The sequence below is a fragment of the Bacteroidota bacterium genome (assembly GCA_016714535.1).
Classification (GTDB): Bacteria; Bacteroidota; Bacteroidia; order AKYH767-A; family OLB10; genus JADKFV01.
The window spans coordinates 52,461-77,079 of the sequence record JADKDR010000004.1; the positions used below are offsets into that span (position 1 = coordinate 52,461).

The 24,619-nt window shown below is 38.7% G+C and carries 23 protein-coding genes and 3 pseudogenes; 11 read left to right on the forward strand and 15 right to left on the reverse strand.

The features are described 5' to 3' along the window. Position 1: 1 nt before the first annotated feature. Together IPO27_06095 and IPO27_06100 are read left to right on the forward strand one after the other, a co-directional pair. A complete protein-coding gene (locus IPO27_06095; protein MBK8846159.1) occupies positions 2 to 1,384 on the forward strand; it encodes an MBL fold metallo-hydrolase in 1,383 nt (460 codons plus the stop codon). Positions 1,385 to 1,393: 9 nt separating this feature from the next. Further along, complete coding sequence (locus IPO27_06100; GenBank protein MBK8846160.1) at positions 1,394 to 1,807, forward strand: hypothetical protein; 414 nt, start codon at positions 1,394 to 1,396, stop codon at positions 1,805 to 1,807. 2 nt (positions 1,808 to 1,809) lie between these two features. On the opposite strand, the gene IPO27_06105 is transcribed toward IPO27_06100, so the two are convergent. The 7 genes from IPO27_06105 to IPO27_06135 form a co-directional block, all read right to left on the reverse strand. Beyond that, positions 1,810 to 2,199 carry a DUF983 domain-containing protein gene (locus IPO27_06105; protein MBK8846161.1) on the reverse strand — a complete coding sequence of 130 codons (390 nt, stop codon included), beginning with the start codon at positions 2,197 to 2,199 and terminating at the stop codon, positions 1,810 to 1,812. A 6-nt stretch (positions 2,200 to 2,205) separates the two neighbouring features. After that, entirely contained in the window at positions 2,206 to 2,505 is a 300-nt protein-coding gene (gene trxA / locus IPO27_06110; GenBank protein MBK8846162.1) for a thioredoxin, read from the reverse strand. A gap of 291 nt (positions 2,506 to 2,796) precedes the next feature. Next, complete coding sequence (locus IPO27_06115; protein MBK8846163.1) at positions 2,797 to 3,114, reverse strand: rhodanese-like domain-containing protein; 318 nt, start codon at positions 3,112 to 3,114, stop codon at positions 2,797 to 2,799. A 14-nt stretch (positions 3,115 to 3,128) separates the two neighbouring features. Next, entirely contained in the window at positions 3,129 to 3,329 is a 201-nt protein-coding gene (locus IPO27_06120; protein ID MBK8846164.1) for a DUF2892 domain-containing protein, read from the reverse strand. Positions 3,330 to 3,413: 84 nt separating this feature from the next. Then, positions 3,414 to 4,034 (reverse strand): Crp/Fnr family transcriptional regulator, encoded by a 621-nt coding sequence (locus tag IPO27_06125; GenBank protein ID MBK8846165.1) that lies wholly within the window; start codon positions 4,032 to 4,034, stop codon positions 3,414 to 3,416. Between the two features lie 32 nt (positions 4,035 to 4,066). After that, positions 4,067 to 5,125 (reverse strand): response regulator, encoded by a 1,059-nt coding sequence (locus IPO27_06130; GenBank protein MBK8846166.1) that lies wholly within the window; start codon positions 5,123 to 5,125, stop codon positions 4,067 to 4,069. A 133-nt stretch (positions 5,126 to 5,258) separates the two neighbouring features. Then, positions 5,259 to 6,515, reverse strand: a complete 1,257-nt coding sequence (locus IPO27_06135) for a PAS domain S-box protein (protein ID MBK8846167.1) — start codon at positions 6,513 to 6,515, stop codon at positions 5,259 to 5,261. A gap of 236 nt (positions 6,516 to 6,751) precedes the next feature. Here IPO27_06135 and IPO27_06140 point away from each other — a divergent pair, with 236 nt between their 5' ends. The 6 genes from IPO27_06140 (at position 6,752) to IPO27_06165 (ending at position 13,318) form a co-directional block, all read left to right on the forward strand. Beyond that, positions 6,752 to 7,921: a TlpA family protein disulfide reductase gene (locus IPO27_06140; GenBank protein ID MBK8846168.1), complete on the forward strand. Its 1,170-nt coding sequence runs from the start codon at positions 6,752 to 6,754 to the stop codon at positions 7,919 to 7,921. Positions 7,922 to 8,030: 109 nt separating this feature from the next. Then, positions 8,031 to 9,629 (forward strand): T9SS type A sorting domain-containing protein, encoded by a 1,599-nt coding sequence (locus IPO27_06145; protein ID MBK8846169.1) that lies wholly within the window; start codon positions 8,031 to 8,033, stop codon positions 9,627 to 9,629. 27 nt (positions 9,630 to 9,656) lie between these two features. Beyond that, on the forward strand, positions 9,657 to 10,841 hold the full coding sequence (locus IPO27_06150) for a hypothetical protein (protein ID MBK8846170.1): 1,185 nt from the start codon (positions 9,657 to 9,659) through the stop codon (positions 10,839 to 10,841). After that, a complete protein-coding gene (locus tag IPO27_06155) occupies positions 10,814 to 10,972 on the forward strand; it encodes a hypothetical protein (GenBank protein ID MBK8846171.1) in 159 nt (52 codons plus the stop codon). Before IPO27_06150 ends, IPO27_06155 begins: the two co-directional genes overlap by 28 nt. After that, a complete protein-coding gene (locus IPO27_06160; GenBank protein ID MBK8846172.1) occupies positions 10,947 to 11,456 on the forward strand; it encodes a hypothetical protein in 510 nt (169 codons plus the stop codon). Before IPO27_06155 ends, IPO27_06160 begins: the two co-directional genes overlap by 26 nt. Next, positions 11,429 to 13,318 carry a hypothetical protein gene (locus tag IPO27_06165; protein MBK8846173.1) on the forward strand — a complete coding sequence of 630 codons (1,890 nt, stop codon included), beginning with the start codon at positions 11,429 to 11,431 and terminating at the stop codon, positions 13,316 to 13,318. Before IPO27_06160 ends, IPO27_06165 begins: the two co-directional genes overlap by 28 nt. A gap of 246 nt (positions 13,319 to 13,564) precedes the next feature. On the opposite strand, the gene IPO27_06170 is transcribed toward IPO27_06165, so the two are convergent. From IPO27_06170 to IPO27_06200, 7 genes and pseudogenes are all read right to left on the reverse strand, one after another. Beyond that, positions 13,565 to 14,347, reverse strand: a complete 783-nt coding sequence (locus IPO27_06170; protein MBK8846174.1) for a CotH kinase family protein — start codon at positions 14,345 to 14,347, stop codon at positions 13,565 to 13,567. A gap of 23 nt (positions 14,348 to 14,370) precedes the next feature. After that, positions 14,371 to 15,054: pseudogene (locus IPO27_06175) on the reverse strand (CotH kinase family protein). Between the two features lie 108 nt (positions 15,055 to 15,162). Continuing rightward, positions 15,163 to 15,645 (reverse strand): annotated as a pseudogene (locus IPO27_06180) (proprotein convertase P-domain-containing protein). A gap of 239 nt (positions 15,646 to 15,884) precedes the next feature. After that, positions 15,885 to 16,151: a hypothetical protein gene (locus IPO27_06185; GenBank protein ID MBK8846175.1), complete on the reverse strand. Its 267-nt coding sequence runs from the start codon at positions 16,149 to 16,151 to the stop codon at positions 15,885 to 15,887. Next, entirely contained in the window at positions 16,094 to 17,374 is a 1,281-nt protein-coding gene (locus IPO27_06190; GenBank protein MBK8846176.1) for a tail fiber domain-containing protein, read from the reverse strand. Before IPO27_06190 ends, IPO27_06185 begins: the two co-directional genes overlap by 58 nt. A gap of 526 nt (positions 17,375 to 17,900) precedes the next feature. Beyond that, positions 17,901 to 18,617, reverse strand: a complete 717-nt coding sequence (locus tag IPO27_06195) for a toxin-antitoxin system YwqK family antitoxin (GenBank protein ID MBK8846177.1) — start codon at positions 18,615 to 18,617, stop codon at positions 17,901 to 17,903. Between the two features lie 66 nt (positions 18,618 to 18,683). Next, a complete protein-coding gene (locus tag IPO27_06200; protein MBK8846178.1) occupies positions 18,684 to 19,622 on the reverse strand; it encodes a glycosyltransferase family 9 protein in 939 nt (312 codons plus the stop codon). 132 nt (positions 19,623 to 19,754) lie between these two features. Here IPO27_06200 and IPO27_06205 point away from each other — a divergent pair. From IPO27_06205 to IPO27_06215, 3 genes and pseudogenes are all read left to right on the forward strand, one after another. Beyond that, positions 19,755 to 20,527, forward strand: a pseudogene (locus IPO27_06205) (TatD family hydrolase). 104 nt (positions 20,528 to 20,631) lie between these two features. Further along, positions 20,632 to 21,675: a 23S rRNA (adenine(2503)-C(2))-methyltransferase RlmN gene (rlmN, locus tag IPO27_06210; GenBank protein MBK8846179.1), complete on the forward strand. Its 1,044-nt coding sequence runs from the start codon at positions 20,632 to 20,634 to the stop codon at positions 21,673 to 21,675. Between the two features lie 137 nt (positions 21,676 to 21,812). Beyond that, positions 21,813 to 22,697, forward strand: a complete 885-nt coding sequence (locus IPO27_06215; GenBank protein MBK8846180.1) for a helix-turn-helix transcriptional regulator — start codon at positions 21,813 to 21,815, stop codon at positions 22,695 to 22,697. 423 nt (positions 22,698 to 23,120) lie between these two features. Here the strand turns inward: IPO27_06215 and IPO27_06220 are convergent, their stop codons facing one another. After that, a complete protein-coding gene (locus IPO27_06220; GenBank protein MBK8846181.1) occupies positions 23,121 to 24,533 on the reverse strand; it encodes a serine hydrolase in 1,413 nt (470 codons plus the stop codon). Between the last annotated feature and the right edge of the window lie 86 nt (positions 24,534 to 24,619).

The following is a 24,619-nucleotide window of genomic DNA, read 5'->3' on the forward strand; positions in this document are numbered from 1 at the left end:
GATGTTCATACAGCAAATATATACCGGATGTCTTTCACAAGCGAGTTACTATATTGAATCGGAAGGAGAAGCAGCAATAATAGATCCTATGCGCGAGCCCGGGCCGTATTTAAGACTGGCAAAGTCGCGTAATGCACGTATACAATATATTTTCGAAACACATTTTCATGCAGACTTTGTATCAGGGCATGTTGATATTGGTGACATGAGCGGAGCTACCATTGTGTTTGGTCCTAATGCGCAACCACACTATCGTGCTTACGTGGGCAAGCACCACGAAATTTTTACATTAGGCAATTGCTCGATACAATTGTTGCATACCCCTGGCCACACGATTGAGTCTTCGTGCTTTTTACTTATGAACGAGTTAGGGCAGGACTATGCTGTATTTACTGGGGACACTCTGTTTGTTGGTGATGTTGGCAGACCTGATTTGATGAGTGGAATGTTAAGCAAAGAGGAGCTTGCTTCTCAACTGTATGATTCACTTACGAATGTAATAATGGATTTAGATGATGAGGTGATTGTTTATCCCGGTCATGGAGCGGGTTCGGCTTGTGGCAAAAATCTTGGCATCGAAAAACACTCCACCATTGGTGAGCAGAAAAAAAATAATTATGCATTGCAACCCATGAGTCGTGAACAGTTTATCGAAATTGTTGCCGGCAGTCTTGCTACACCTCCGGCATACTTCTTTAAAGATGCAGGAATAAACAAACAAGGCTATCGGAGTTTTGATGAGTTGTTGCTAAATAATTGCAAAGCACTTTCGATTGATAATTTTAGACAAGAGCAAGAGCAGGGAGCAATAATAATTGATACACGTAAAGCAGCAGAATTTGCCGAAGGTTTTATTCCCGGAGCCATCAACATAGGTCTGCAAGGTGAGTTTGCTCCTTGGGTAGGAACGCTCATCGACATTGACAAACCAATCTTACTTGTTACTGATTTGGGAACCGAAGCTGAAGCCGTAACCCGCCTTGCACGCATAGGGTATGAGCAGGTGAAAGGATATCTGAATGGTGGATTTAACGCATGGCTCAAAACAGGGCTGCCTATAAATACAGTGGAAAATATTGATGCAAGTGATTTCTTCTTTTATTACGAAAACCCTGAGTATACGCTTATTGATGTGCGAAGACCTGCCGAGATTAAACAAGCAACCATCAACCGCGTTTACACAAAACCATTGGGCGAGCTTCAAAGCATCTTGGACGAATTTACACCCGACCGCAACTATTTGCTGTTTTGCAAAGGTGGATACCGTTCTATGATTGCTGCTTCTATATTAAAAGCAAATGGAATTAACCACATAGTAAACGTAGATGGCGGTGTAGAAAAAATTATAAAATTCAGCCCTGAATTAGTTTTACTAAATAAATAATACAGCAACATGAATCACACACTTTTGATAAAAACAACAAAAACAACTTTTGAATTAAAGCGAGAGTTCAACAGAATTTTTCCATTTCTGCGGATAGAGTTTTTTAAAAACCCATGTGTTAAAGGAATAGGATTTACAAAAGATAAATTAATAAGTAGAAATGAATCTTTAGGCCGCATTCAATCTAAACCCGATAACTTTGAGTTTCATTTTGATACCACTATTACCGTAGGAGAATTTGAAACACATTTTTTCAAAAATTTTGGTTTATGTGTTCAGGTATTTCGCAAGTCGGGTAACGTGTGGCTTGAAACATCAAAAACTGATGACTGGACGCTCGATCAACAAAACGAAGAAGGCGAACAATTAGCAAAGCATTTTAAAATAGAAAAGGAAGACCCTGAAGAACACGACATCTATTAACCTTAGGGTTTAGGCGCGCATTGTTTTTTGGAGGCATCGTACGAAACAAAAAAGTTGAGCCACACCAAACGCGATATTCTAAAAGTTAGTGGAGCAAATGATATGATACTTAAACTTACCAAACTGAGGTAGGTCCATACTCCGGCATTAAACAGCCATGCATTTATGCCCCATGTAATTAAAAACCACCCTACCATAAGTGCATAGCTAACATACATAGCACCATAATAAAACCCCGGCTCCTTATGATATGTTTCATTACAACAAGTGCAGTTATCATGCATCTTATCAAAGGTAGAAAGATTATACGCGTTAGGAAATTTGAAAACCCGGCCAACATGACATCGGGGGCATTTATTCCACAGTACCGAGTAAAAGAAATTTTTTAGCATGGCTCCTTATAAATGTTGTTGTATAATTTGCTCCAGTTGCTGTGCTGCAACCACTCCGGATTTACGCCACACAATACTTCCGTTTTTAAAAAGAATCAAGGTAGGTATACTCTGTATGTTATACGTTTGCGCTGCTGCCTGAGCGCTGTCAACATCAACTTTAATAATTTTAATGGCATCTCCCATTTTTGATTTAAGCTCAACAAGTATTGGCTTCATCTGCTTGCATGGACCACACCAATCTGCATAAAAATCGACAAGGGTGGGCGTTGGGCTTTGTATTACTTGTGAAAACGTTGGTTGCATTTCTTATTTATTTTTTACTACGCCTATTTTTGTGTGTATGATTATTACGAATGTTATCGAATTAGAAATAAGACAAGCACCTTCTGATTTTTGCAACATGCATTCTGTCTTTTTTTAATCACTTTTATGTTTAATGATTACGATTTACTCTAAAATAACTTTGGCCATTTTGAACTTACCATTTACTTGCACCAGCTTGCCTTTTGCATTGTATGTGAATGAAGCGAATTACGATTTTGAATTTTCGGCAATGGCAAGAAACTTGGTCTTGATACAAATGTGCTTTGTCCACTATTTTTCAAGTTTACTTTTCAACCCTTGCCATCCTCCGCCATTGTGCACCTGAGCAAATCCATGTGATTGAAAAATACCTTTGGCAGTAGCACTGCGCATACCCGAAGCACAACAGGTAATTACCGGCTTATCCTTATTAATTTTGGATAGTTGCTTTGGCAGATTTTGCAAAGGAATATTTATGCTGCCATGTATATGACCTTGTGCATACTCACCGGGTGAGCGTACATCTATAATCTGGGCGCCTTGATTTTTTAACTCGGCAAAATCAATTGTTGGGCCAATACCCAACATTTGTTTCAATGTATCAATCATGATTTTTTACTTGATTACTTTTTACGTGTAGAGATTCCGAATGGAAAATACAATGGACAAAAACTAATTAAACTTGTAAGCACAAAAACTACAGCCAAGACTAGCAAAACGATTGCTACTGTGCCTGAAATAATATTAGCATAATACAAACCTGCAATTGCTAAAGCTACTAAGATTCGAATTGCCTTATCGGCAGTACCCATATTTGGTTTCATTTTTTTTGATTTTAAATGTTAGACTTAAACTTTATTTATTGATGCAAAGATTCACTAAGTAAAATTGCCATACAGCAACTTTTGTTACATAACTGTAATTTTATTTCGCCCCAGCTGAATAAGGCCCTCCGTTTCCATTTGTTTTAATAAACGGGAAACAACCACACGTGCAGTACCAAGTTCCGATGCCAGTTGCTCGTGAGTAAGCTGTATGGGCTGTCGGTTGTTTATTTCGCTTTTTCGAACAAGTGTTTCGTGCAAGCGCTGATCTAACTTTTTAAATGCTATCGAGTTTACCACTTCCAGTAATTCTTCAAATCGTTTGTGGTATAACCTGAAAATATAATCAAGCCATTCGGGAAACTCCGCAATAAGTTTACTTACTTTCTCAATAGGAATAAGAAGTATTTCTGTGGGTTCATCGGCAATGGCTTTTATTTTGCTTGTTTCGTGATGCATACCTCCAAGAAATGACATTATGCAACTTTCGCCTGGCAATATATAGTAAAGTAATATTTCATGATTTTCATCATCGGCCTGTGTTACTCTTATAACACCCCGAAGCACAATGGGTATAGCGCGTATATACGCATTCTCGTTAACGATAATATCGCCTTCCTCATAGGTTTTAGAAATGCCATACGATACTAACCTGCTGCGCAATTCGGAAGTTGCTATAAATTTATTTATCAGATGGGTATTCATACTTTACTTTTTGTTGATGTTGTCGGCTTTTATTAATTTTTCATCTCGGCCAATTTTCTCTCATTAAGCAGCACAATTTTTCCTGCTGAAATTTCTATAAGCCTTTCTTCTTTAAAATCGCTGAGAGTTCGTATCAGACTTTCGGTGGCTGTGCCGGCTATACTTGCCAGATCATCTCGCGATATAGCTATGCTAAATACTGCGTCTTTATCTTTTTGATATCTGTTGCGCAATTGTATAAGTGCTTCGGCTACACGTTTGCGTACACTGCTATAAGCAAGTTCAATAAGTTTTTCCTGATGTTCATTAATGTTATTGGTAAGTATATGCATAAACCTTCGCGCCACTTCGCGATTACTAAATATGAGTGAAGTAACATCCTCTTTAGGCAAAAAGGTAATCTCGCTATCTTCTAGTGCTTGTGCCGATTCGCCATACATACTATCTTCAAACAAACTGCTATATCCAAAAAACTCGCCCTCGCGCAGCAGCGAAGTTACAAACTCGCGTCCATGTTCGTGTATCTTATATACTTTTACTTTGCCCTTATTGATAAAGTAAATTCCCAGTGGGTAATTACCTTCCAGATATATGTGCTGCTTTTTCTTATATTGATTAATCTTTCGGCCTGCCACAAATTTTTCTAACGCATCCTTGCCGCGTATATCTCCTATGAATCCCGAAATCCCTTCCAGATCATTTGAATATTCTCGCTTAAGGTGCTCAATTTTTTTCAGTCTGCTTTCTACTGCATTCAGTAATTCAATTTTGTCAAATGGTTTGGTTATATAATCATCGGCACCCATTTCCATACCTTTTCGCATATCGCTCCGCTCAGCCTTTGCTGTTAAAAATATAAATGGTATAGAAGCCGTATCGATGTTCTTGCTGAGCATATGCAACACGCCATAACCATCCAATACGGGCATCATGATATCGCAAATAATCAAGTCGGGCTTATGCTGCAATACTTGCTCTACACCTTGCTTACCTTCGGCTGCAGTAGCTACTTCGTAACCGGCAAGTTCAAGAATTTCGGCAGTATTCTCCCGCACTTCTTTATTATCTTCTATTAACAGTATTTTTATCATCATATAACATTTTTTTATCCTTAGTAAACAATCTTGCAGCTTAAAATCTAATCTCGTTTTTTAATTATGAGTCATCTTATCTGAGTAGTACATTATTCTTTACATGTACATTACCGGGGGTTAGATACTTGATTCAACTTCTGCTTTGTGGCTGTTTATTTTCTAGCGTAATGGCAATGCAAGTTCCCTTATTCAATTCACTTTCAATTTCGATATACCCATTCAACAACTCAACATAATTAGCTACAATGTTTAAGCCGAGCCCTGTACCTTGCACATTAAGAGCATTCTTTCCTCTGAAAAAACGCTCGAACAAGTGTTTCTTATCTTCGTTGCTAATACCCATTCCATAATCTCTAATACTCAATTTTGTGATATCTGCACCTGTGTTTATTTGCAATTCAATTGGTTTGTTTTCGTCAGAAAATTTTATGGCGTTACTAAGCAAATTAATAATGATGTTTCGTAACATTTTCTTATCCGAATAAATTTCGGTGGCCCCTGAATATTCTAATTCTATATGTTGCCCTAGCTTTAGTAAGCCCGATATATCGCTTTTTATTTCGCTGGCAAGGTCATGTAAATTAAACATGGTTGGTTCAGCATATGCTTTCCCTTCTTCAATTTTACTAATAGACAGAAAATCGCTTAGTATATCATTAAGGTTATTTACTGCCGATTTTATCCTGCTTACATGCTTCTCCCTTTTTTCGTGTTGTTCGGTAGTCTGATATTCTCCAATGAGCGATGCCGATGACAAGATGGTTGTAAGCGGTGTTCTGAACTCATGCGATGCCATCGAAATAAATCTTGTTTTTAGTTCGTTCAATTCCTTTTCTTTAGCTAACGCAATCTTCAATTCATCTTTCGATTTTTCTAACTGACCAAGCGCTTCACTCAACACTTTAGTACGGTCGCTTACTTTTATTTCGAGCCGTTCGTTTGATGCACGCAATTCACCGGTAAGCATTTCAAGCTCTGCTTTATTCTCAATTATTCGTTGTTCTGCTTTCTTACGCAGGGTAATATCCACCAGGAATGCAATGACATACTTATCGGTGCCAGCAGTAAATGGCGACAAACTAATTTCAATAGGGAACTCGCTGCCATCCTTTCGCTTTGCAAACAAGTCTATGCCTAAACCCATCGAACGCGAGTGAGGGTTGGTATTATACTTACCTCTATGTGCAGCATGATTCCCGGCAAAACGCGCAGGTATAAGGCATTCTACTGTTTTACCTACCAATTCTTCCTGGGTATATTGAAACAGTCGCTCAGTAGCCGGATTTATTAATTGAATGTCTCCACTTTGCCCGGTTACTATGATACTTTCGGTAACATTGATAAACAACGCTTCCAAAAGGTTTTGCTTTTCTATTGCACTCTTCATCTACAATCTTTCGATAAATGTAACTAAATTTATTGCCACCGGGGTGTATGATATTATATCCTGCAAAAAAAATTGCAATGCTCATGTGATAACCTGTGTTTGTATCATGTTTCAATATGATATATATCATAAAAATAATTTTTGGCGTTAAAAAAAAGAGGTCTGTACGCTAACGTTTTTCAAACTCCAACAGATGAAATCCATTTCCTTTTGTTGAAATAACATATCTTTATGGCATGTTAAAAACAGCACTTATTATTGGTTACTGGCGCGCAGTTCTATCCCTGTCTGGTGGAAATGAGCTACCCTTTATAATGGATATTCATGAAGATGGAGATAAAACCACTATTGAAATTATAAATGCAGAAGAGCGCATAAAAATAGATGACTATCGTATAGAAGGTGATTCCATTTTTATTCGAATGCCATTGTTTGATTCGGAAATAAGAGCACAGCTTACAAGCAAAAAAATGACCGGCATTTACATCAATCATAACCGGACAACACTAAATCAAATTCCATTTACTGCAGAGTATGATAATCATACACGTTTCGAATTCAATCATCGTACACCTGCTCCGGTATTGCAAAAAAAATATATTACCCAGTTCAGCAAAGGCACGCCAGATGAATCGAAAGCGGTTGCCATAATTTCTCAAAATGGGAAAATTATTCGTGCCACATTTCTTACTACCACAGGCGATTACCGCTTTCTGGAAGGCGTGGCAGATAATGATAGCCTAAAGCTGTCGTGCTTTGATGGTGCTCATGCATTTTTATTTTTAGCAAAAATTAATGGCGATAGTATATGTGGCACCTTCTATTCGGGCATACACCACAGCGAACCATTTGTAGCTTATGCCAATGATACGGTTGCACTGCCAAGCGCTTATGAACTTACTTATCTTAAAAAAGGTTATAGCACCATTGATTTTTCCTTCCCTAATGAAAAGGGAATTACCGTAAGCAACCGCGACCAACGGTACAAAAACAAAGTCATCATTATCACCATTATGGGTACCTGGTGCCCCAACTGTATGGACGAAGCCGAGTACCTGTCTTCATTTTATACTAAAAACAAGAATCAGGGAATTGAAATAATTGGTTTGGCTTTTGAAAAAGACACTAGCCTAACCAAGTTCATAGCCAATGTACAACGTATACGAAACCGCTTTGGCCTTGAATACGAAATTTTGCTTGCCGGCAAAGCCGCTAAGGAGGAAGCCTCTAAAGCTTTGCCCATGCTAAATGCCGTGTTAGGTTACCCTACAACCATTGTAATTGACAAAAAAGGACGGGCACGAAAAATACATACTGGATTTAGCGGGCCGGCAACTGGCAAACATTTTATTGACTTTAAAAATGATTTTGAACAATTAGTTTTTAATCTGTTGAAAGAAAAATAGCTGAAAGTCCCTTACTTGCAGCCTTTTTGGGCATAAATGTTTGACCTTATTGTTTGTGAGGCAAGAATTATTTTATATTTACAACTTCAAACAAAGCATTTTCTTTTAGATGAAAAAGTATTTATTTAAAGTTATTACGATTTTGATTGCATCCTTACAGTGCAATGCTCAATTATGGACAACGGACAATGTGATTGTTACCGTGCAGCCGGGAGTAACAGTTACCGTGCAAGGCGATATTCAAAATCAAAACCTGGGTCGTTTTGATAATAATGGCACCATCGAACTTTCGGGCAATTGGATACATAATTCTGCCAATAATTGCTTTGGTACAACGACCGGTACCGTATCGCTGAATGGCGTCAACCAAACCATTGGTGGCACTAACACCACTGCATTTAATAACTTACAACTAAATGGAACAGGCACAAAAACACTTTTAATAAACACCATTGTTGGAGGAGCGTATGTAACCCCAGTAGGTGTATTATCATTAGGTACACGCAATCTTGATTTAAATACAAGAACCCTTACAGTGGCCAATGCCGGTACAGGAGCTATAACCCGCACTACCGGTTTTATTATTAGCGAAACACCTCCTGCTTCGGGCTATGGCAATATTCAATGGAATATTGGCACCGGTACCGGCAGTTATGTATTTCCATTTGGCAATGCTACCACTTCCAATTACCTGCCTCTTACCATAAATATAACTACAGCCGGGGTTGGCGCAACGGGCAATATTATGGCAGCTACCTATCCAACCACCACCAACGTTACACCAAACAATCGTCCTTTGCCTCCTCCTGTGCCAAGCACCATACAACTTTGGAGTGGACTCGAAAATTCGCAAAGCCTTAACGATCGCTGGTGGCCAATGACTTCGGCCAACTATGGTACTTTACCATTATCAACCATGACGTTTACTTATCGCGATAGCGAATGGGATGGTAGCGGTGGTAGTACCAATACCATTACCGAAGCTAATCTGGGTGCCCAAAGACACAATGGTGTAGCCGGATGGGTGCAAGCGCCTGCCGGAACTTGCAATACCAGCGCCAACACAGTATCCATAACTGGCGTTAATGCCTACAATGTAGCATGGGTATTAGTAGAAAAAGATCAACCCTTACCTATAGAATTACTTGCCTTTGATGCCATTCTTAATAGCGAAAAAAAAACTGATATAACATGGACTGTGGCGAGCGAAGATGATGTACTATATTATGATGTTGAACGCTCGCGCGATAATTATACTTTCAGTTTCCTTGAAAAAGTAAATGCCAAAGGAAACGCCAAATCGACTACCAATTATGCAACCATTGATTTCTCTCCATACTTAGGACTCACATACTATCGCCTTAAAATACATAAAACGGATGGATCAATTAAATACTCGAATGTACGTGTTGTAAATCTTACAACAAATGCAATCATGGCAATAAATCTATATCCTAATCCGGCTTCTGATAATACCACGTTACACATTACGGTGCTAAAAGAAGAAATGATTACTAATGATTTTAGAATTGAATTTGTAGATATGCTTGGCAAAGTTGTTGCAGCACAAGCTGTGCAGCGTGAGCATCTAATAAAAGATAAAACGCTGGTGCTTAACTTACAATCGTTAGCACCTGCTGCATATATGATTCGGATAACAGATGGCGCTTCAACTTTACACTCAGTAAAATTGTTGGTGCAGCGGTAAGCGGCTCTGTTTTATTTAAGTAAAGAAATGAAGAAAATTGTATCGGGCATGGTTGCCTTTTTTTGTATTCTTAGCTATTTTGAAAGTATAGCTCAAAATGTAGGTATTGGTATAGCAACCCCAACTCAAAAATTACATGTGAATGGAACATTGCGAATAGACAATGCCTTTATGCCAAATAATTTACCCGGAGCAAATGGAGAATTCCTAATGTCACTTGGACCTGGTGTTGCACCTCAATGGCGCAACCTAAATGCAATTAGCGATTCTACTAACTGGCGTCTTATTGGCAACAGCATTACTTCTGCAAATTTTATTGGAACATTAAATGCCTTTGATTTTATAACACGCACCAACAATGTTGAACGTATGCGTGTGATTGGAATAGCGGGTGCTACTCAAGGATTTGTTGGAATTAATACAGCAGCACCTACCGAGCGTTTGCATGTAAATGGAAACATGCGATTGGATAATGCTTTTATGCCTGGCAATACTGCCGGCACTAGCAGTCAATTACTTTTGTCGCAAGGAGCGGGCGTTGCGCCTGTATGGCGAAACTATACTGCATTGGCTGATACAACCAATTGGCGATTGATAGGCAACACCATTACCTCAGCAAATTTTATTGGAACATTAAATGCCTTTGATTTTATAACACGCACCAACAATGTTGAACGTATGCGTGTGATTGGAATAGCGGGTGCTACTCAAGGATTTTTTGGAATTAATACAGCAGCACCTACCGAGCGTTTGCATGTAAATGGAAACATGCGATTGGATAATGCTTTTATGCCTGGCAATACTGCCGGCACTAGCAGTCAATTACTTTTGTCGCAAGGAGCGGGCGTTGCGCCTGTATGGCGAAACTATACTGCATTGGCTGATACAACCAATTGGCGATTGATAGGCAACACCATTTCCTCAGCAAATTTTATTGGAACATTAAATGCCTTTGATTTTATAACACGCACCAACAATGTTGAACGTATGCGTGTGATTGGAATAGCTGGGTGCTACTCAAGGTTTGTTGGAATTAATACAGCAGCACCTACCGAGCGTTTGCATGTAAATGGAAACATGCGATTGGATAATGCTTTTATGCCTGGCAATACTGCCGGCACTAGCAGTCAATTACTTTTGTCGCAAGGGCCGGGCGTTGCGCCTGTAGGCGAAACTATACTGCATTGGCTGATACAACCAATTGGCGATTGATAGGCAATACCATTACCTCAGCAAATTTTATTGGAACATTAAATGCCTTTGATTTTATAACACGCACCAACAATGTTGAACGTATGCGTGTGATTGGAATAGCGGGTGCTACTCAAGGTTTTTGGAATTAATACAGCAGCACCTACCGAGCGTTTGCATGTAAATGGAAACATGCGATTGGATAATGCTTTTATGCCTGGCAATACTGCCGGCACTAGCAGTCAATTACTTTTGTCGCAAGGGGCGGGCGTTGCCCCTGTATGGCGAAACTATACTGCATTGGCTGATACAACCAATTGGCGATTGATAGGCAATACCATTACCTCAGCAAATTTTATTGGAACATTAAATGCCTTTGATTTTATAACACGCACCAACAATGTTGAACGTATGCGTGTGATTGGAATAGCGGGTGCTACTCAAGGATTTGTTGGAATTAATACAGCAGCACCTACCGAGCGTTTGCATGTAAATGGAAACATGCGATTGGATAATGCTTTTATGCCTGGCAATACTGCCGGCACTAGCAGTCAATTACTTTTGTCGCAAGGGCGGGCGTTGCGCCTGTATGGCGAAACTATACTGCATTGGCTGATACAACCAATTGGCGATTGATAGGCAACACCATTTCCTCAGCAAATTTTATTGGAACATTAAATGCCTTTGATTTTATAACACGCACCAACAATGTTGAACGTATGCGTGTGATTGGAATAGCGGGTGCTACTCAAGGATTTGTTGGAATTAACACAGCCGCTCCAACTGAGCGTTTGCATGTAAATGGAAACTTGCGATTGGATAATGCTTTTATGCCTGGCAATTTGCCCGGAATAAACAATCAGGTATTAACATCCATGGGGCCAGGAGTGGCACCACAGTGGCGCAATTTTTCGGCACTTGCAGATACTACAGCATGGCGATTGGTGGGCAACACCTTAGTTGGTACAGAGTTTATTGGGTCGCTTAATAATTTTGATTTTATAATGCGCACTAATAATGTGCCGCGTGTATGGCTAAAGAATACAGGCTTGCTGGGTATTAATACAAATACTCCATCGGCATTAACACATATCAATGCAGTAACCGGCAATACCGTAGGTTTACGTGTAACATCGCAAGACAGTATTACGGCCAACTTTATTACCAGTGGCACCGGTAACACTGCCGAATTAACTAATAACTCCGGCACAGGAGGATATGTTTTGAAATTAAATACAGTAAATGCCGCCAATGCAAACCCTACTTTAATTTTGCAAAATAACGGGCAAGGCAATGGCATGAATCTGACAAATTTCAATGGTGTAGGAGTCGGATTCAGATTGGTAATGCAAAATGCAACCGTTGGCCAAGGTATGAATTTGCAAATGCTTACACCATCAAGCACGGCAACCGGATTCTACTTACAACAAAAAGCAAGAGGCAGAGGAATGCATATAGACATTGATAGTACTATCAATACCAACGAAGGGTTACTCATCAATCATAAAGGAACAGGCACCAGCATTAACCTGATAAGAACAAACATCACAGGAAGTGGCATCACACTTACTATGCCTGCCAGCTCAACAGGAGATGGTCTTAATATAACCCATGGTGGCACAGCAGGGTATGGTTCGCTTATAACACGCAATGGTACCTCGGGCGTTGGTAGTCGTATTGTTTTATCGAGTGGTTCCAATGCAAACACAGCACTCGAAGTGGTACAATCCGGAACTGGTATTGGTATTAATGCAAGTTCAACCAACTCAGCAACTGTAGTTGGTGTTAATTCAAGTACTACAGGTACATCAGGAATTTTTACTGCCAATACTGCTACCAGTATTCCAGGTGTAACTTTTTCATTGAACCCACCTTTACCTCCCGGTTATGTCACCAATTTCAAGCCGGGTATAGGAGTACAAGCTGCCGGTGCTGGGCACGGTATAAATGCCAGTAGTTTTGAAGATGGCAATACTGCAACCGACCATGATGGTGGTATATTTTATGTACGTCAAACAAATGTAAGCAATGTAAACATGGCAGTTACTTCGGTAGCTGCACTAATAAATAATACTGTATATAAAGTAATCGGGCTTGGCACCGTTTCTACACTTGTAAAAGATAATACGGGCAACCTTCGCATTATGTCGGCTCCCGAAACGCCTGAAGTTTTGTTACAGGATTTCGGACGAGGTCAATTAGTAAATGGTAAAGCTCATATTAATATCGACTCCACTTTAGCACGCAATATTAAAGTAGACGAGGCGCATCCTATGGAAGTTTTTATACAACTAAAAGGAGATTGCAAAGGAGTATATGTAACTAACGAAACTCAATATGGATTTGACGTTATTGAATTGCAAAGTGGAAAGAGCAATGTTGAATTCAGTTGGTTCCTGAGTGCGAATCGTGCCAACGAGGTTATTGGCGATCAGATTATTCAATATGAAAACAATCGCTTTAAGTTGATGCAGGCCAAGGGAGAGATTGGAAGATAAGTGATATTCGCACTTCGCATAATTTATTCGTTACAATTCTTATTAATCTTTATTTATCCGCGCAGTTACATCGCTGTATCCCTTTTTAATTTTTTGGCCGAATTATAGTCGTATACTTCTTTATGGTTGCAGGAAAAAACTTCTCTAAAAACACTTTCGACAAAAAGCCCAAATAAGTTTTTTTTAAGGTTAATAATTTCTTGTCATACAATTTATCGAAACAGACGCTGCTCTGTGTAACATAAATTAAAGCTGCCCGCTCACAATCCTACTTGTGCTCACATCTTCGTTCGTTTTAATTTTTAGAAAGTAAACTCCTGAGCCACGAGAAAAATTATTTACCACAAAAATCTGTATACCGGTAGTTGTATACGTTTCCAAATTAGAATAAAGCACTTTGCCTGCACTATCATTAATTTCACAATGTACTTTTCCCGGTTTAGCAATATTAAAAGTAAAGCTAAATTTATCGGCAAACGGATTAGGATACACTTTAATTTGTTGTGTGTCATTATTTTTTTCTGCCACGGCAAGTCCGGTGCAAGTGCCGGGCATGTTAACATCTAACCATAGTAATCGTTGCTGTATATAAGTTTTCATGTTTGTTATTTCGCCTACATAATCATTTGCTACTGGTAGTGGATTTGCCCACAAGGCAATACCCAGCACCGGCCATTTGGCAAAATGCCTATCCTTTGCTTCGTTAAGCAGCGTGGCCATTGTATCAATTTGATTCAGCAATGCATCGGTGTGCAAGGTTGATTGGCGCAGTTGTGTCCATCGGCATTTTAGCATGTCTTTATAGGTTGGGTCTTGCAACATTTTTGTCCACCAAAAGGGAACATTGTCGCCACCCTTCGTGCCGCAAATAATGTTGTATTGATATTGCCAACCGGAGGTTAAATATCCTTCGCAATAATCAGCATTCCAAAATGCAATGTTGTAATCCCATGCAGGGCCAACAAATAATTTTCCGCCTTTCGTATTTTTCTTCTTGCATAAAAAAGTATTGATGCGATATGCATCCACATTCTTACATGCTTCGTTCCGTTTAAATAGTCGACAAATGATTGCACATCAATATAATTTTTGTAACCACTATCGGTATTCAAAAACCATGAAGAAAACAGTGCTCGTTCAAACGTATCGATATATGCTTGAATATAAGTGCTCTGTTTTGCAACTATCTTTATATCGGAAGGATACTCATACTGGTAATAAATTTTTGTTCCCGGTACACCATCGTATTTAGAACTCCAACCTGCGCCACCGGCACCTGTAGTTTTATCAATCTTTACAATGTAACCACCGGAAACATCATTCCCGACTGTATCGGTGGGTAGCATTTTCGAAATATCTACACGGTTTGAATCGCGTTTTACTTTTTCTTCCATCACATAAATACCCAAATACTCACTGTTGATTATCAATTCGCAAAAGCGTGTGCGCGATGCATAGTGCCCTGTTCTATTTGCAATATCATATGCAAGCACATTGCGCATACAAGTTTTATCATTGTAGGGGGCGTATAATATCCAATCACTTTGAGCCAGCATTGCAAGCACCATGGTATCGGTTTCCATATTAGTAGCATCAACCGTTTCGAATGCGTATTGTTTTTGCGCAAAGGTTTGTGACCAACTACCACGAATTTCAATGGCTATGTTTCCATTGTAATTATTAAACGGGTCGGTCAAGTAGTTTCTTACTTCTACACCATTATCTATTATACCCATGTGCACAATCTTTTTAGGATTATCAACTATAGTTTGTCCATTGGTATTAATAATTGCAATTGGCCGATTAGAAGATTTAAATAATGCCGGATAAGCAGGAGCATTGCTAAACTTAATATTCCACGAAACTACCGAACCAGTTGAAAACAGGTTATGATCTTCTACTTTCAATTGCCACGTACCATTTCCATTTTGATTATTATTTACATTACCTAAATTATCTTCTGCTTTGTAGTTGCCCGTAAACTGGGCTGCACCGTTTTTTATATTAGTTGTGGCAGAGCCGGAAAAGCATGTGTTGGTATAGTTATTCCCTGTGCCTCCATTATACTTTGATAAGTCTATAACAGTGCCATCGGGCGCTACCAGTTGAATAGTCAATTGATTATCGTTGTTATGATTTATATTAATACAAACAGACTCAACACCAAATGCGCTATCAATAACATTACTAGAAAGGCCACTAACAACACTTGGAAAAAATACCACAGGGCCATTGTCGGGAATGATGCCTCCTCTACCATTAAAAGTTTGGGCTTTTGCAAATGCTGAAAACATGAAAAAGAAAAGATAAAGTGCAGATTTTTTCATTCGCGAAGGATAGAAATAAAAAATGACTGCCGTGATTTAGGCAACGTGCTTCATTGGTATACATAACAAGATTTATCAATAAGGTATCTTTGTTTTTAAAGTAATATTAAATTGCATAAACATAAAATACGCTTGCATAAAAATAACCCTGCATGTGTGTATATCTGATTTTAAAAAAAAGGTACAGTATCTGCTACTGCACCTTTATAGTCTTCAATAAGCCTACCTCTGCAATACGTTTATTTTGTCAATTCCATTTTTTTGGTTGCAACCTTTGCACCATCTAGAAACAACGAATAAAAATAACTGCCTGCTGCAAATTCATTTGCATGTATAATTACTTGTTGTGTACCTGCCGTATTAATATCAAAAATTTTTATTGGCACACCCTTCATATCTGCAACCACCAATTGCGCAGAATGGAATTTAGCAGGAACATAAAATTCAATTACCGATTGTTTCGAAAATGGATTAGGATTGTTTTGTTCCAATTGTGCTTCATCCAAGGCCGGTGCAGCGCCTTGCTTTTTTCTGTAGGCGCCAAACCCAAACAACATTGTGACAGTGCCGTTTCAAATTTTTGCATCTGAGTGGTCAATTCTTCAAGCTGTTTTTGTAGTTGTGCATTACTGTTTTTTAATTCATTAAGACTTGCCTCCTTGGCTTGCAATTGTTTTTCCTGCTCCTGCATGGCAGCAGTAAGTACGGGTATCATTCCAATATAGTTTACCGATTTAAATGCTTGTTGCCCCAACTTTTCATTCGCATCATTGTTGCGTATAAGTTCAGGAAAAACCGTTTCCAAATTTTGAGCTATAAAACCATGCTGCTTTACCGCAGGTAAATTCATTCCAGAAAACTCTCCTACCTTAAAGTCGTATGTCTTCACTTCTAACCTCATCACTTGTTGTAGCGCATTTTGTATGGGAACAATGTTGGTTTTTAGCTTTTCATCCGATGGCAAATAAGAACCGGTGCAATATACATTGCCAACAAAATAGCCGGCATAACCTCCTGAACTTACACCATATATTCCATAGGAGTTTGTACCATTAGCTATTCCTGTAACGGCCTGTGTTATGTTATTGGTCACAATACCAATGATGGCATTGGTGGGTGCCTTTACACCAAATTTCGCACCTGCATAAGATCCGGGATTAACATCATTGAGAAACAAATTCCCTGCTGAATCAAGAACCATATAAATTTTTTCAACGGTTGACTGCTTAGGTCGATATAACCATGAAAACGTAGGGGTATTGTCGCGACTGTCAATTCGAAATGCGGCACCTCTGTAGTCGTTGTAAAGGTTTGGATGGCGGAAATTGACATCGAAATTGAGTATTGGTGTATTGCCAAAAACTTCTGTCGTCAAACCCATCGGTATATTTGAATTAGTAATTTGAATATCGCCATTTACCGATAGCTTGGCTGGAGGGTTTGTAACTCCTATACCAAGGCTGCCGGTTATACGTGCACTGCCTGTAACGTGCAGTCGGGTAGAAGGATTGGTATTGCCAATTCCAACATTGCCTGCTGAACTCACCGTGACTCTTACAGCATTGTTTGTTTTTATTTGCAAGTTTTTAGCATCGGTGGTGCCAATAAAATTTGTTCCGGGGGTGGTACCCGAATTTCCGGTAAGCGCCCATTGTGCCTGAACGGTGTGTACGCTCAAGGCTACTGTAAGCAGTGACGCAGCTCCAAGTAGGTTAATTTTCTTTCTCATAATTTTTTTTGTTTAACGATTATTAAAGATTTTGAAATTTTCTAGCTAATTCTGGCAAATACGTATTGCTGAACTTTTATTGATTGATTAATAGAATTTTCTCTCTATTATATTTAATGCAAGATAAGAATAAACCATAAGGTTCGGCTATTTTTTTCTAATGTTGGATAGAATTAATTACAATTATTTATGCAATATGAACTACGGTGAAGTTTGCAAAAACTTCAATAAGCAAAAGTGTCTTTGCATCTCTAACGCTGTCTAGATTTCGAATTTATTAGGAACAAATTTTTTGTTAAGTAAGGCGCATTTTGTAGAACATAGCAGGCGCACTGCAGTCAGCGCATTTGCATTGTAAGCAATTAAAACAGCCTAGTACGGTGGCCAACGTAGATAAAAGGAAATTTGCATTCAAAAAATCAATTAGATAAATATAATACCGACTTAAAAAAAGTTTACAATTAAACTCATAGTCCAAATCCAAAAATCTTATCCCTTCAACCATAGCAAAGTTCCTAGATGCAAATCACTTAGCCAGTATTTCTTTCACCACCGTACCATTTTTATAAAGTACTGTTTTCTTAAGTTTACCATCTTCGGAGTATTCCTTCCATTCTCCTTCTTCAACATCGTTTATGTGATTACCCTCTTTTTGAACAGTACCATTTGCATAATACTCTTTGATAGGCCCTTCTAATCTTCCATCCTTGTAGGTGTACATGGTTATTAGTTTTCCATCTTGGTTATACCATTTGGTTTCGCCTTCACGCTTTCCGTTGTTATAAACTCCTTCTTCCTGTTTCTGACTGTTTTCGTAATACATTATTTTTTCGCCATGTAGCAGTCCACTTTTATAATGTTCTATGACCGACTGCATACCATAATGATACTTTACACGCAAACCATGTAACTTTCCATCAACATAATTTTCATCGAGATCAATGGTACCTCCCCGGTTAAGTTCTACCACAGTGCCATTTAAAACGCCATCCGAGTATTCTTCGAGCCTATTAAGTGGACCATTGGTATAGTACTTTTTCCATACCCCATCTTTTTTACCCTGAAGCAAATATCCGGATTCAGCTATTTCATCACTCTGATTTCTTACTTCAAGAAACTCCAAATTCTTTTTTCCTTCAACTTTGGTGCGTGTAGTGTCAATACTTGCATATACAGCAGGTTGTGCTTTGGTGCTCAGGCAACCTGCACACAACGTTGCCAACAAAAAAGATTTTTTTATCATCGGTAAAATATTATTTGCAACAAATCAACTTAAAAATGCGAAGCAACACAAGAGGAAAAATGAAAATTAAGTTATTTCGAATAATCGGTTAGCAGCTTGTGCTATGGCAGTTACATCTTGCATGCGCATGCAATTGAAATGCCCTTTGGGGCATTTGTCATATCCAAGCTTGGAACAAGGCCTGCACCCTAAGTCGCTTACCTCGGCTATGTATTGAGGCACACATTCTTTTCCATAATAGGGCGACATGCCAAAGCGTGGTGTAGTATTGCCCCACACCGAAATTACCGGCTTGCGAAACGCAGCCGCTACATGCATCATGGCAGTATCGTGCGTAAGCACCGCTTTGCTCTGGCTAACAATAGAAACCGATTGATTGAGATTGTATAAGCCGCACGCATTAATCACCTTGCTACTATTTTTTGCACTACTTAAAACTGCCTGTGCTACCTGGTCATCTTCCTTACTGCCAATTAATATTACAGGCTGCTTTAATTGCCCTACAATAGATGATATCATATCGGAGGGTAAACGCTTGGTTGCATGCTGCCCACCTATTGCATAAACAATGAAAGAGCCTTTGCCTAAACCAAAAGATTTGTTTACATCTACCTCATCATGAGCAGCTATAAAATAATTGAGTCCTGCATCATCATTCATCACTCCCAACGATGTAACGGTATCCATATACCGCTGAACAATGTGTACATCGGGCAGCTTATTAATTTTAAACTGAGTTAGCAGCAATTTTCGTAAATTAAGCTTGTCAAATGAAAAGGCTTTAGCGCGAAGGGCAAACTTAATTTGAGCTGTTCGAAGGTTGTGATGCAAATCGATTACATAGTCATACTTTTCCTGTTTTAATTGTTGCAAAATTGGCTTGATGTCATGGTCGAGCAGAAAGTACTTATCGATGTACGGATTGTGCGCTATTATAGGTTCAAATTGCTTTTTGGTAAAAAAATGTACTTCTGCATTATTCAACTGCTGTTTTATACAACGCATCACCGGTGATGTCAAAACGATATCACCAATCGAGCTAAAGCGTAGAATTAAAAACTTAGGCACTCCAGAATTATTTGAGGTCAAAATTATATTTAATTCAAACGATGCAAACAGGAATCATACTTTTGCACCATGGTACTAACCGACACACATATCCATTTATACTTAGAGGAGTTTGATAACACCCGCGAAACACTTATTAAAGATGCTATAGCACATAATGTAAGCAGGTTTTTTTTGCCTAATATTGATATACTTAGTATAAACCGAACGATTAAACTGGCACAGGCATATCCTGACAATTGCTTTGCCATGATGGGCTTACATCCTTGCTATGTAAATGAAAATTATGCGCAGGATTTGAAGCAAATAGAAAAAGTTATTGCCGATAGCACGGTTAAATATTATGCTATTGGCGAGATTGGCCTTGACTATTACTGGGATTTGAAGCATGTAGAAGAGCAAAAAAAAGCACTCATACATCAACTGCACCTGGCTTCTGAATTATCGCTTCCTGTTAGTTTGCATACCCGCAACGCTACCCGCGAAACCATCGAAATCCTGCAACAATACAGTCATCTTAACTTGCATGGTATATTTCATTGTTACAGTGGAAGTGCCGATGAAATAAAAGCCATAAGCGATATGGGATTTTATTTTGGCATAGGAGGAGTAGTTACCTTTAAAAAAGCAGGATTGGATAAAGAGGTAGAATTAATCGATTTACAACAAATTGTACTGGAAACCGATGCTCCTTACTTAGCTCCTGTCCCTTACCGGGGAAGCAAAATTGCCCGGTTTACTTACGATTGATAGCAGAAAAAATTGCAGAAATAAAACATGTGAACGTAAAAGACATTGCCAGAATTACGACCGAAAATTCGCAAGCGATTTTTGGAATTTAAATTAAGAGCCAGCTTTAAAACTATATAACCATTCTAGCAGGAATGGAGATATTCGTTTTCACCAATAAGCTCCAAGCCCATTCAAATGTTATCTTTGCATCCTCATGCAAGAAAAAAAAGACATACGAATTTTATCGAAGGAAGAAATTACAAGCTGGATGCAGGAGCATAAGCAGCCTGCATTTCGTGTAAAGCAGGTATATGAGTGGCTATGGAAAAAATCAGCTATCACCTTTGAGCAAATGACGAATCTATCGAAAGAGCTGCGCGAGCAATTGGATGCAAGTTTTTGTATTAATCCTATTTCCATTTACCAAACACAAACCAGTAGTGACCGCACTATAAAAAATGTATTTCGCTTACACGACAAGCATCTGATAGAAGGCGTACTGATACCTACTGAAACGCGAATGACCGCATGTGTAAGCAGCCAAGTAGGTTGCAGCCTTACTTGCAAGTTTTGCGCAACCGGAAAGTTAGACCGTATCCGAAATTTAACTGCTGCCGAAATTTATGATCAGGTGGTAATGATACACCGTCAGGCATCAGAAAACTATGATATCCCCTTATCCAACATTGTGTATATGGGCATGGGTGAGCCATTGCTAAATTATGCCAATGTGCTGCAGTCTATTGCCCACATTACAAGCCCCGAAGGGCTTGGAATGAGCCCAAGTCGCATTACCGTAAGTACTGCTGGCATAGCCAAGATGATCATGAAACTGGGTGACGATCAGGTTCGATTTAATCTTGCTTTGTCGCTACATGCAGCTAACGATAAAAAGCGTGATCAGATTATGCCCATCAATGAGCATAATAATCTGGAGGCGCTGCGCGATGCATTAAAATATTTTTACGAAAAAACGAAAAACGAAATTACACTTGAATACATTGTATTTAATAACGTTAACGACAACCTGCAAGATGCCTATGAGCTGGCAGAATTTGCAAAACATGTTCCGGTAAAAATCAATCTGATTGAATATAACTCCATAGGCGATGGTCTGTTTACTAAAACAACAGATACTAAACTCTTTGCATTTAAAGACTACCTCGAAAAGAAAAAACTGATTGTAAACATTCGCAGAAGTCGCGGCAAAGATATTGATGCAGCTTGTGGGCAGTTGGCTAACAAAGGGGTATTGTAAGTTTGTTATTCTCGCAAAGGGAATTAATGGTATTGTTATACCAACCTAAACTTACGTTAAATAACATGTTGTAAACGCTAAGGATTTCCTTATTCATCTACTTTGGCTTTGCCTTAATTAGCTAATCATTTATTTGGATGCAAAGATTTGTACCGCTTGAAAACAATATGGCCAATAATCATGCTGGCAACATAGTAGACCACTCCGTTGTTCGTCAATTTGAAAAGAATATACCCATTCGTAACTTTTCAATTAAGTATGTTCATACTGGTCATGAATCATATCGCATAAATGGAAAGCCATTAAACGTTAAAGAAGGGCATTATCTATTGGCCAATCATCACTCATCGGCTCATTTATATGTTGATTGCAAGCAGGATGTGCATGGCATTTGCATTGATGTTGACCGACATTTACTATCACAGGTAGTATCTAGTTATGCACATCCTGATTTGGTTCAAATGGATTCAACTCAATTAAATTTTTTTGCACGAGAAAATTACGCACCATCTGTATTGAGCAGTAAGCAAACAAACGTTGGCGCTAACCTTGCCTCCATTTGCAATCGTATTATTGCCACTACTCAAGGCCAATTTACATTGCCAACTGATTTTTATTATCAAGTGGCAAAGGCGCTGATAGATGATCATATCAAAATGCATAATGAACTGCAATCGATTACAGTAGTAAAACAAAGTACAAGGCTCGAATTGCATCAACGACTAATTCGTGGCAAAGAGTTTATGGACGATTATTTTTTACATAACTTAAATGTAAAATCGATAGCTGAAGTTTGTGGATTAAGCGAATTTCATTTTTACCGTTTGTTCAGGTCTGTTTTTAAAGTTACCCCGCATAAATATCTTACAACAAAAAAATTAATTCATTGCCACACATTAATTCAATGTGGCCATCATTCAATTACCGAAGTAGCTTCCCAGTCTGGCTATTCGGATATTCATAGTTTTAGCAAGGCTTTTAAACAACACTTTGGAGTTTCTCCTTCCAAATACTTGCAATAATTTTTAGAAAGGGGTAAGCAAACGTTATATCAAAAGTGTCATTTTTGTTTAGCATTTTCAATTGCTCGTTTGAAGAAAGAACATTGTATCTTCAATTGTTGCTTTTATCTGCAATGATAAAAGCACAAGGTAATCTTTGCGAACGGGCGAAGGGATTAAGTGCCTGAAAAAATCAACATCCTAATGGTACATCTTGCTTGATACAAGTGTAATTACGGTGGCTCTCTGCTATCGCTTTACCAAAAGTTAGCGCCCCAAAGCAAGGAATGTAGAAGGCGTAGAAGAAAAGCAATTGGTAAAATAATAATAGCCAACCGGATCAGTTGGCTATTACTAAAGAACTTTTCTAAATAAATAAGACGATGAAAAAACTTTTTTTAAAAGCCAATTGAAGCCGCAAAGATTTACTACACCTTATTGCTTTTATTGCTTTACTAATTTTTGCACGCGAACTTTTTGACCATCAACGTATATATGCATGGTATAAAACCCTGCAGCAAGCCTTATGGCTTCTTCCATTTCAAAAATGTTTTGCCCTGATGTTATATTGCTAAAAGTTTTCGTTTGCATTTGCTGTCCACTTGCATTATATAAATCGATGCGCAATTCATCTGCTGCCTGCGAAAACATGGTTGCAAGTGTAAGTGTTTGATTAAACGGATTAGGAAAAACATTTATGGCCGTTGTATTTGTTTGGCTTTCATATATTGAAACTGTATTTATATATTCGGTATACTTTAAAAGTAACGCTTCAACTACGGGAATTAAATCCCACGAAATAAAATCAGCATCGTTATTTAATACCGTTATACTTATATCATACAAAGGAAAATACCATGAGCTTGCGCTGTAACCAAGATCGCCCCCATGTCCATAACCAAAAATTCCGGTGAAATCATAATTCATCAGTCCCAGGCCATAGGTGCATGGCAATCCCGGGGCATTAATAGTTGCTTGAGCTTGTGCTAAGGTTCCTGCAGAATGTAACTCGCCACGCTGGTATGCCCGCATCCATTTTGTAACATCTTCTGCATTCCCGTAATATCCTCCTGCTGCACCTGCGGCTGAATTAAGTGATAACCACGGGAAGAAAAACCAGTGTGCATCATCTGTAATCTGATCACCATTTAAATCTATCCACGCGTGGGCAATAGGGCCTGCCAGGGTATCGTGAGATGAGGTGCCAATACTTGCCAATCCCAAATAATTAAAAAAGCGGTTTTTCAACTCTACATGATATGGATTGCCTGTGACTGATTCTATAATCATTCCGAGCAAAATATAATTGGTATTACAATATTTCCATGGGCCACCGGGCAGTCCGGTAGGTGCCTTAATAAATGTGGTGATGATATCCTCTGAATTCCACACCGAATCAGGATCACCAAGCAGTGTTGGTTGCAAGTTAGTATTTGCAAAAACATCATATAACCCGCTTTGGTGCCTTAGCAGTTGAGCAATAGTAACATTGGGACTAATGTGTGTAAACGTATCAAGGTACTGATACAGACTATCATCAAGCTCAATAAAAGCTGAATCTAGCAATTGCAATATGCAGGCAGCAGTCATCGTTTTAGCCACACTTCCCAATCCATAAACATAAGTGGGTGTAACTGCTACCGGAGGCTGCACTGACGAAATTCCAATTGCATCTGTCCATACCGCGCTATTTGATAATTGCACAGCAGCGCTCAGCGATTTATTTCCTAATTGCGTATGCATGCTATCCAATGCCTGAGATAACATAGCATCAAGTATAACAGGCACTTGTTGCGATCTTGCTGTTGTTCCAATCAAGAAAATCCCTGCAATTAATAGTAGATTTATTTTTTTCATTTTATTTAAATTTATGAAAGCAAAGTTAAGCGTGCACTTTGCTTTTTATTTGTCCGTTTCTGCAAATTTTTTAAATTCGCATTAGG

Bases quoted from the DNA above. Each gene is read 5' to 3' on its own strand.
- IPO27_06095 (MBK8846159.1), top strand. From the start codon at position 2: ATGTTCATACAGCAAATATATACCGGATGTCTTTCACAAGCGAGTTAC.
- IPO27_06100 (MBK8846160.1), top strand. From the start codon at position 1,394: ATGAATCACACACTTTTGATAAAAACAACAAAAACAACTTTTGAATTA.
- IPO27_06105 (MBK8846161.1), bottom strand. From the start codon at position 2,199: ATGCTAAAAAATTTCTTTTACTCGGTACTGTGGAATAAATGCCCCCGA.
- trxA (MBK8846162.1), bottom strand. From the start codon at position 2,505: ATGCAACCAACGTTTTCACAAGTAATACAAAGCCCAACGCCCACCCTT.
- IPO27_06115 (MBK8846163.1), bottom strand. From the start codon at position 3,114: ATGATTGATACATTGAAACAAATGTTGGGTATTGGCCCAACAATTGAT.
- IPO27_06120 (MBK8846164.1), bottom strand. From the start codon at position 3,329: ATGAAACCAAATATGGGTACTGCCGATAAGGCAATTCGAATCTTAGTA.
- IPO27_06125 (MBK8846165.1), bottom strand. From the start codon at position 4,034: ATGAATACCCATCTGATAAATAAATTTATAGCAACTTCCGAATTGCGC.
- IPO27_06130 (MBK8846166.1), bottom strand. From the start codon at position 5,125: ATGATAAAAATACTGTTAATAGAAGATAATAAAGAAGTGCGGGAGAAT.
- IPO27_06135 (MBK8846167.1), bottom strand. From the start codon at position 6,515: ATGAAGAGTGCAATAGAAAAGCAAAACCTTTTGGAAGCGTTGTTTATC.
- IPO27_06140 (MBK8846168.1), top strand. From the start codon at position 6,752: ATGTTAAAAACAGCACTTATTATTGGTTACTGGCGCGCAGTTCTATCC.
- IPO27_06145 (MBK8846169.1), top strand. From the start codon at position 8,031: ATGAAAAAGTATTTATTTAAAGTTATTACGATTTTGATTGCATCCTTA.
- IPO27_06150 (MBK8846170.1), top strand. From the start codon at position 9,657: ATGAAGAAAATTGTATCGGGCATGGTTGCCTTTTTTTGTATTCTTAGC.
- IPO27_06190 (MBK8846176.1), bottom strand. From the start codon at position 17,374: ATGAGAAAGAAAATTAACCTACTTGGAGCTGCGTCACTGCTTACAGTA.
- IPO27_06195 (MBK8846177.1), bottom strand. From the start codon at position 18,617: ATGATAAAAAAATCTTTTTTGTTGGCAACGTTGTGTGCAGGTTGCCTG.
- IPO27_06200 (MBK8846178.1), bottom strand. From the start codon at position 19,622: ATGCGTTGTATAAAACAGCAGTTGAATAATGCAGAAGTACATTTTTTT.
- rlmN (MBK8846179.1), top strand. From the start codon at position 20,632: ATGCAAGAAAAAAAAGACATACGAATTTTATCGAAGGAAGAAATTACA.
- IPO27_06215 (MBK8846180.1), top strand. From the start codon at position 21,813: ATGCAAAGATTTGTACCGCTTGAAAACAATATGGCCAATAATCATGCT.
- IPO27_06220 (MBK8846181.1), bottom strand. From the start codon at position 24,533: ATGAAAAAAATAAATCTACTATTAATTGCAGGGATTTTCTTGATTGGA.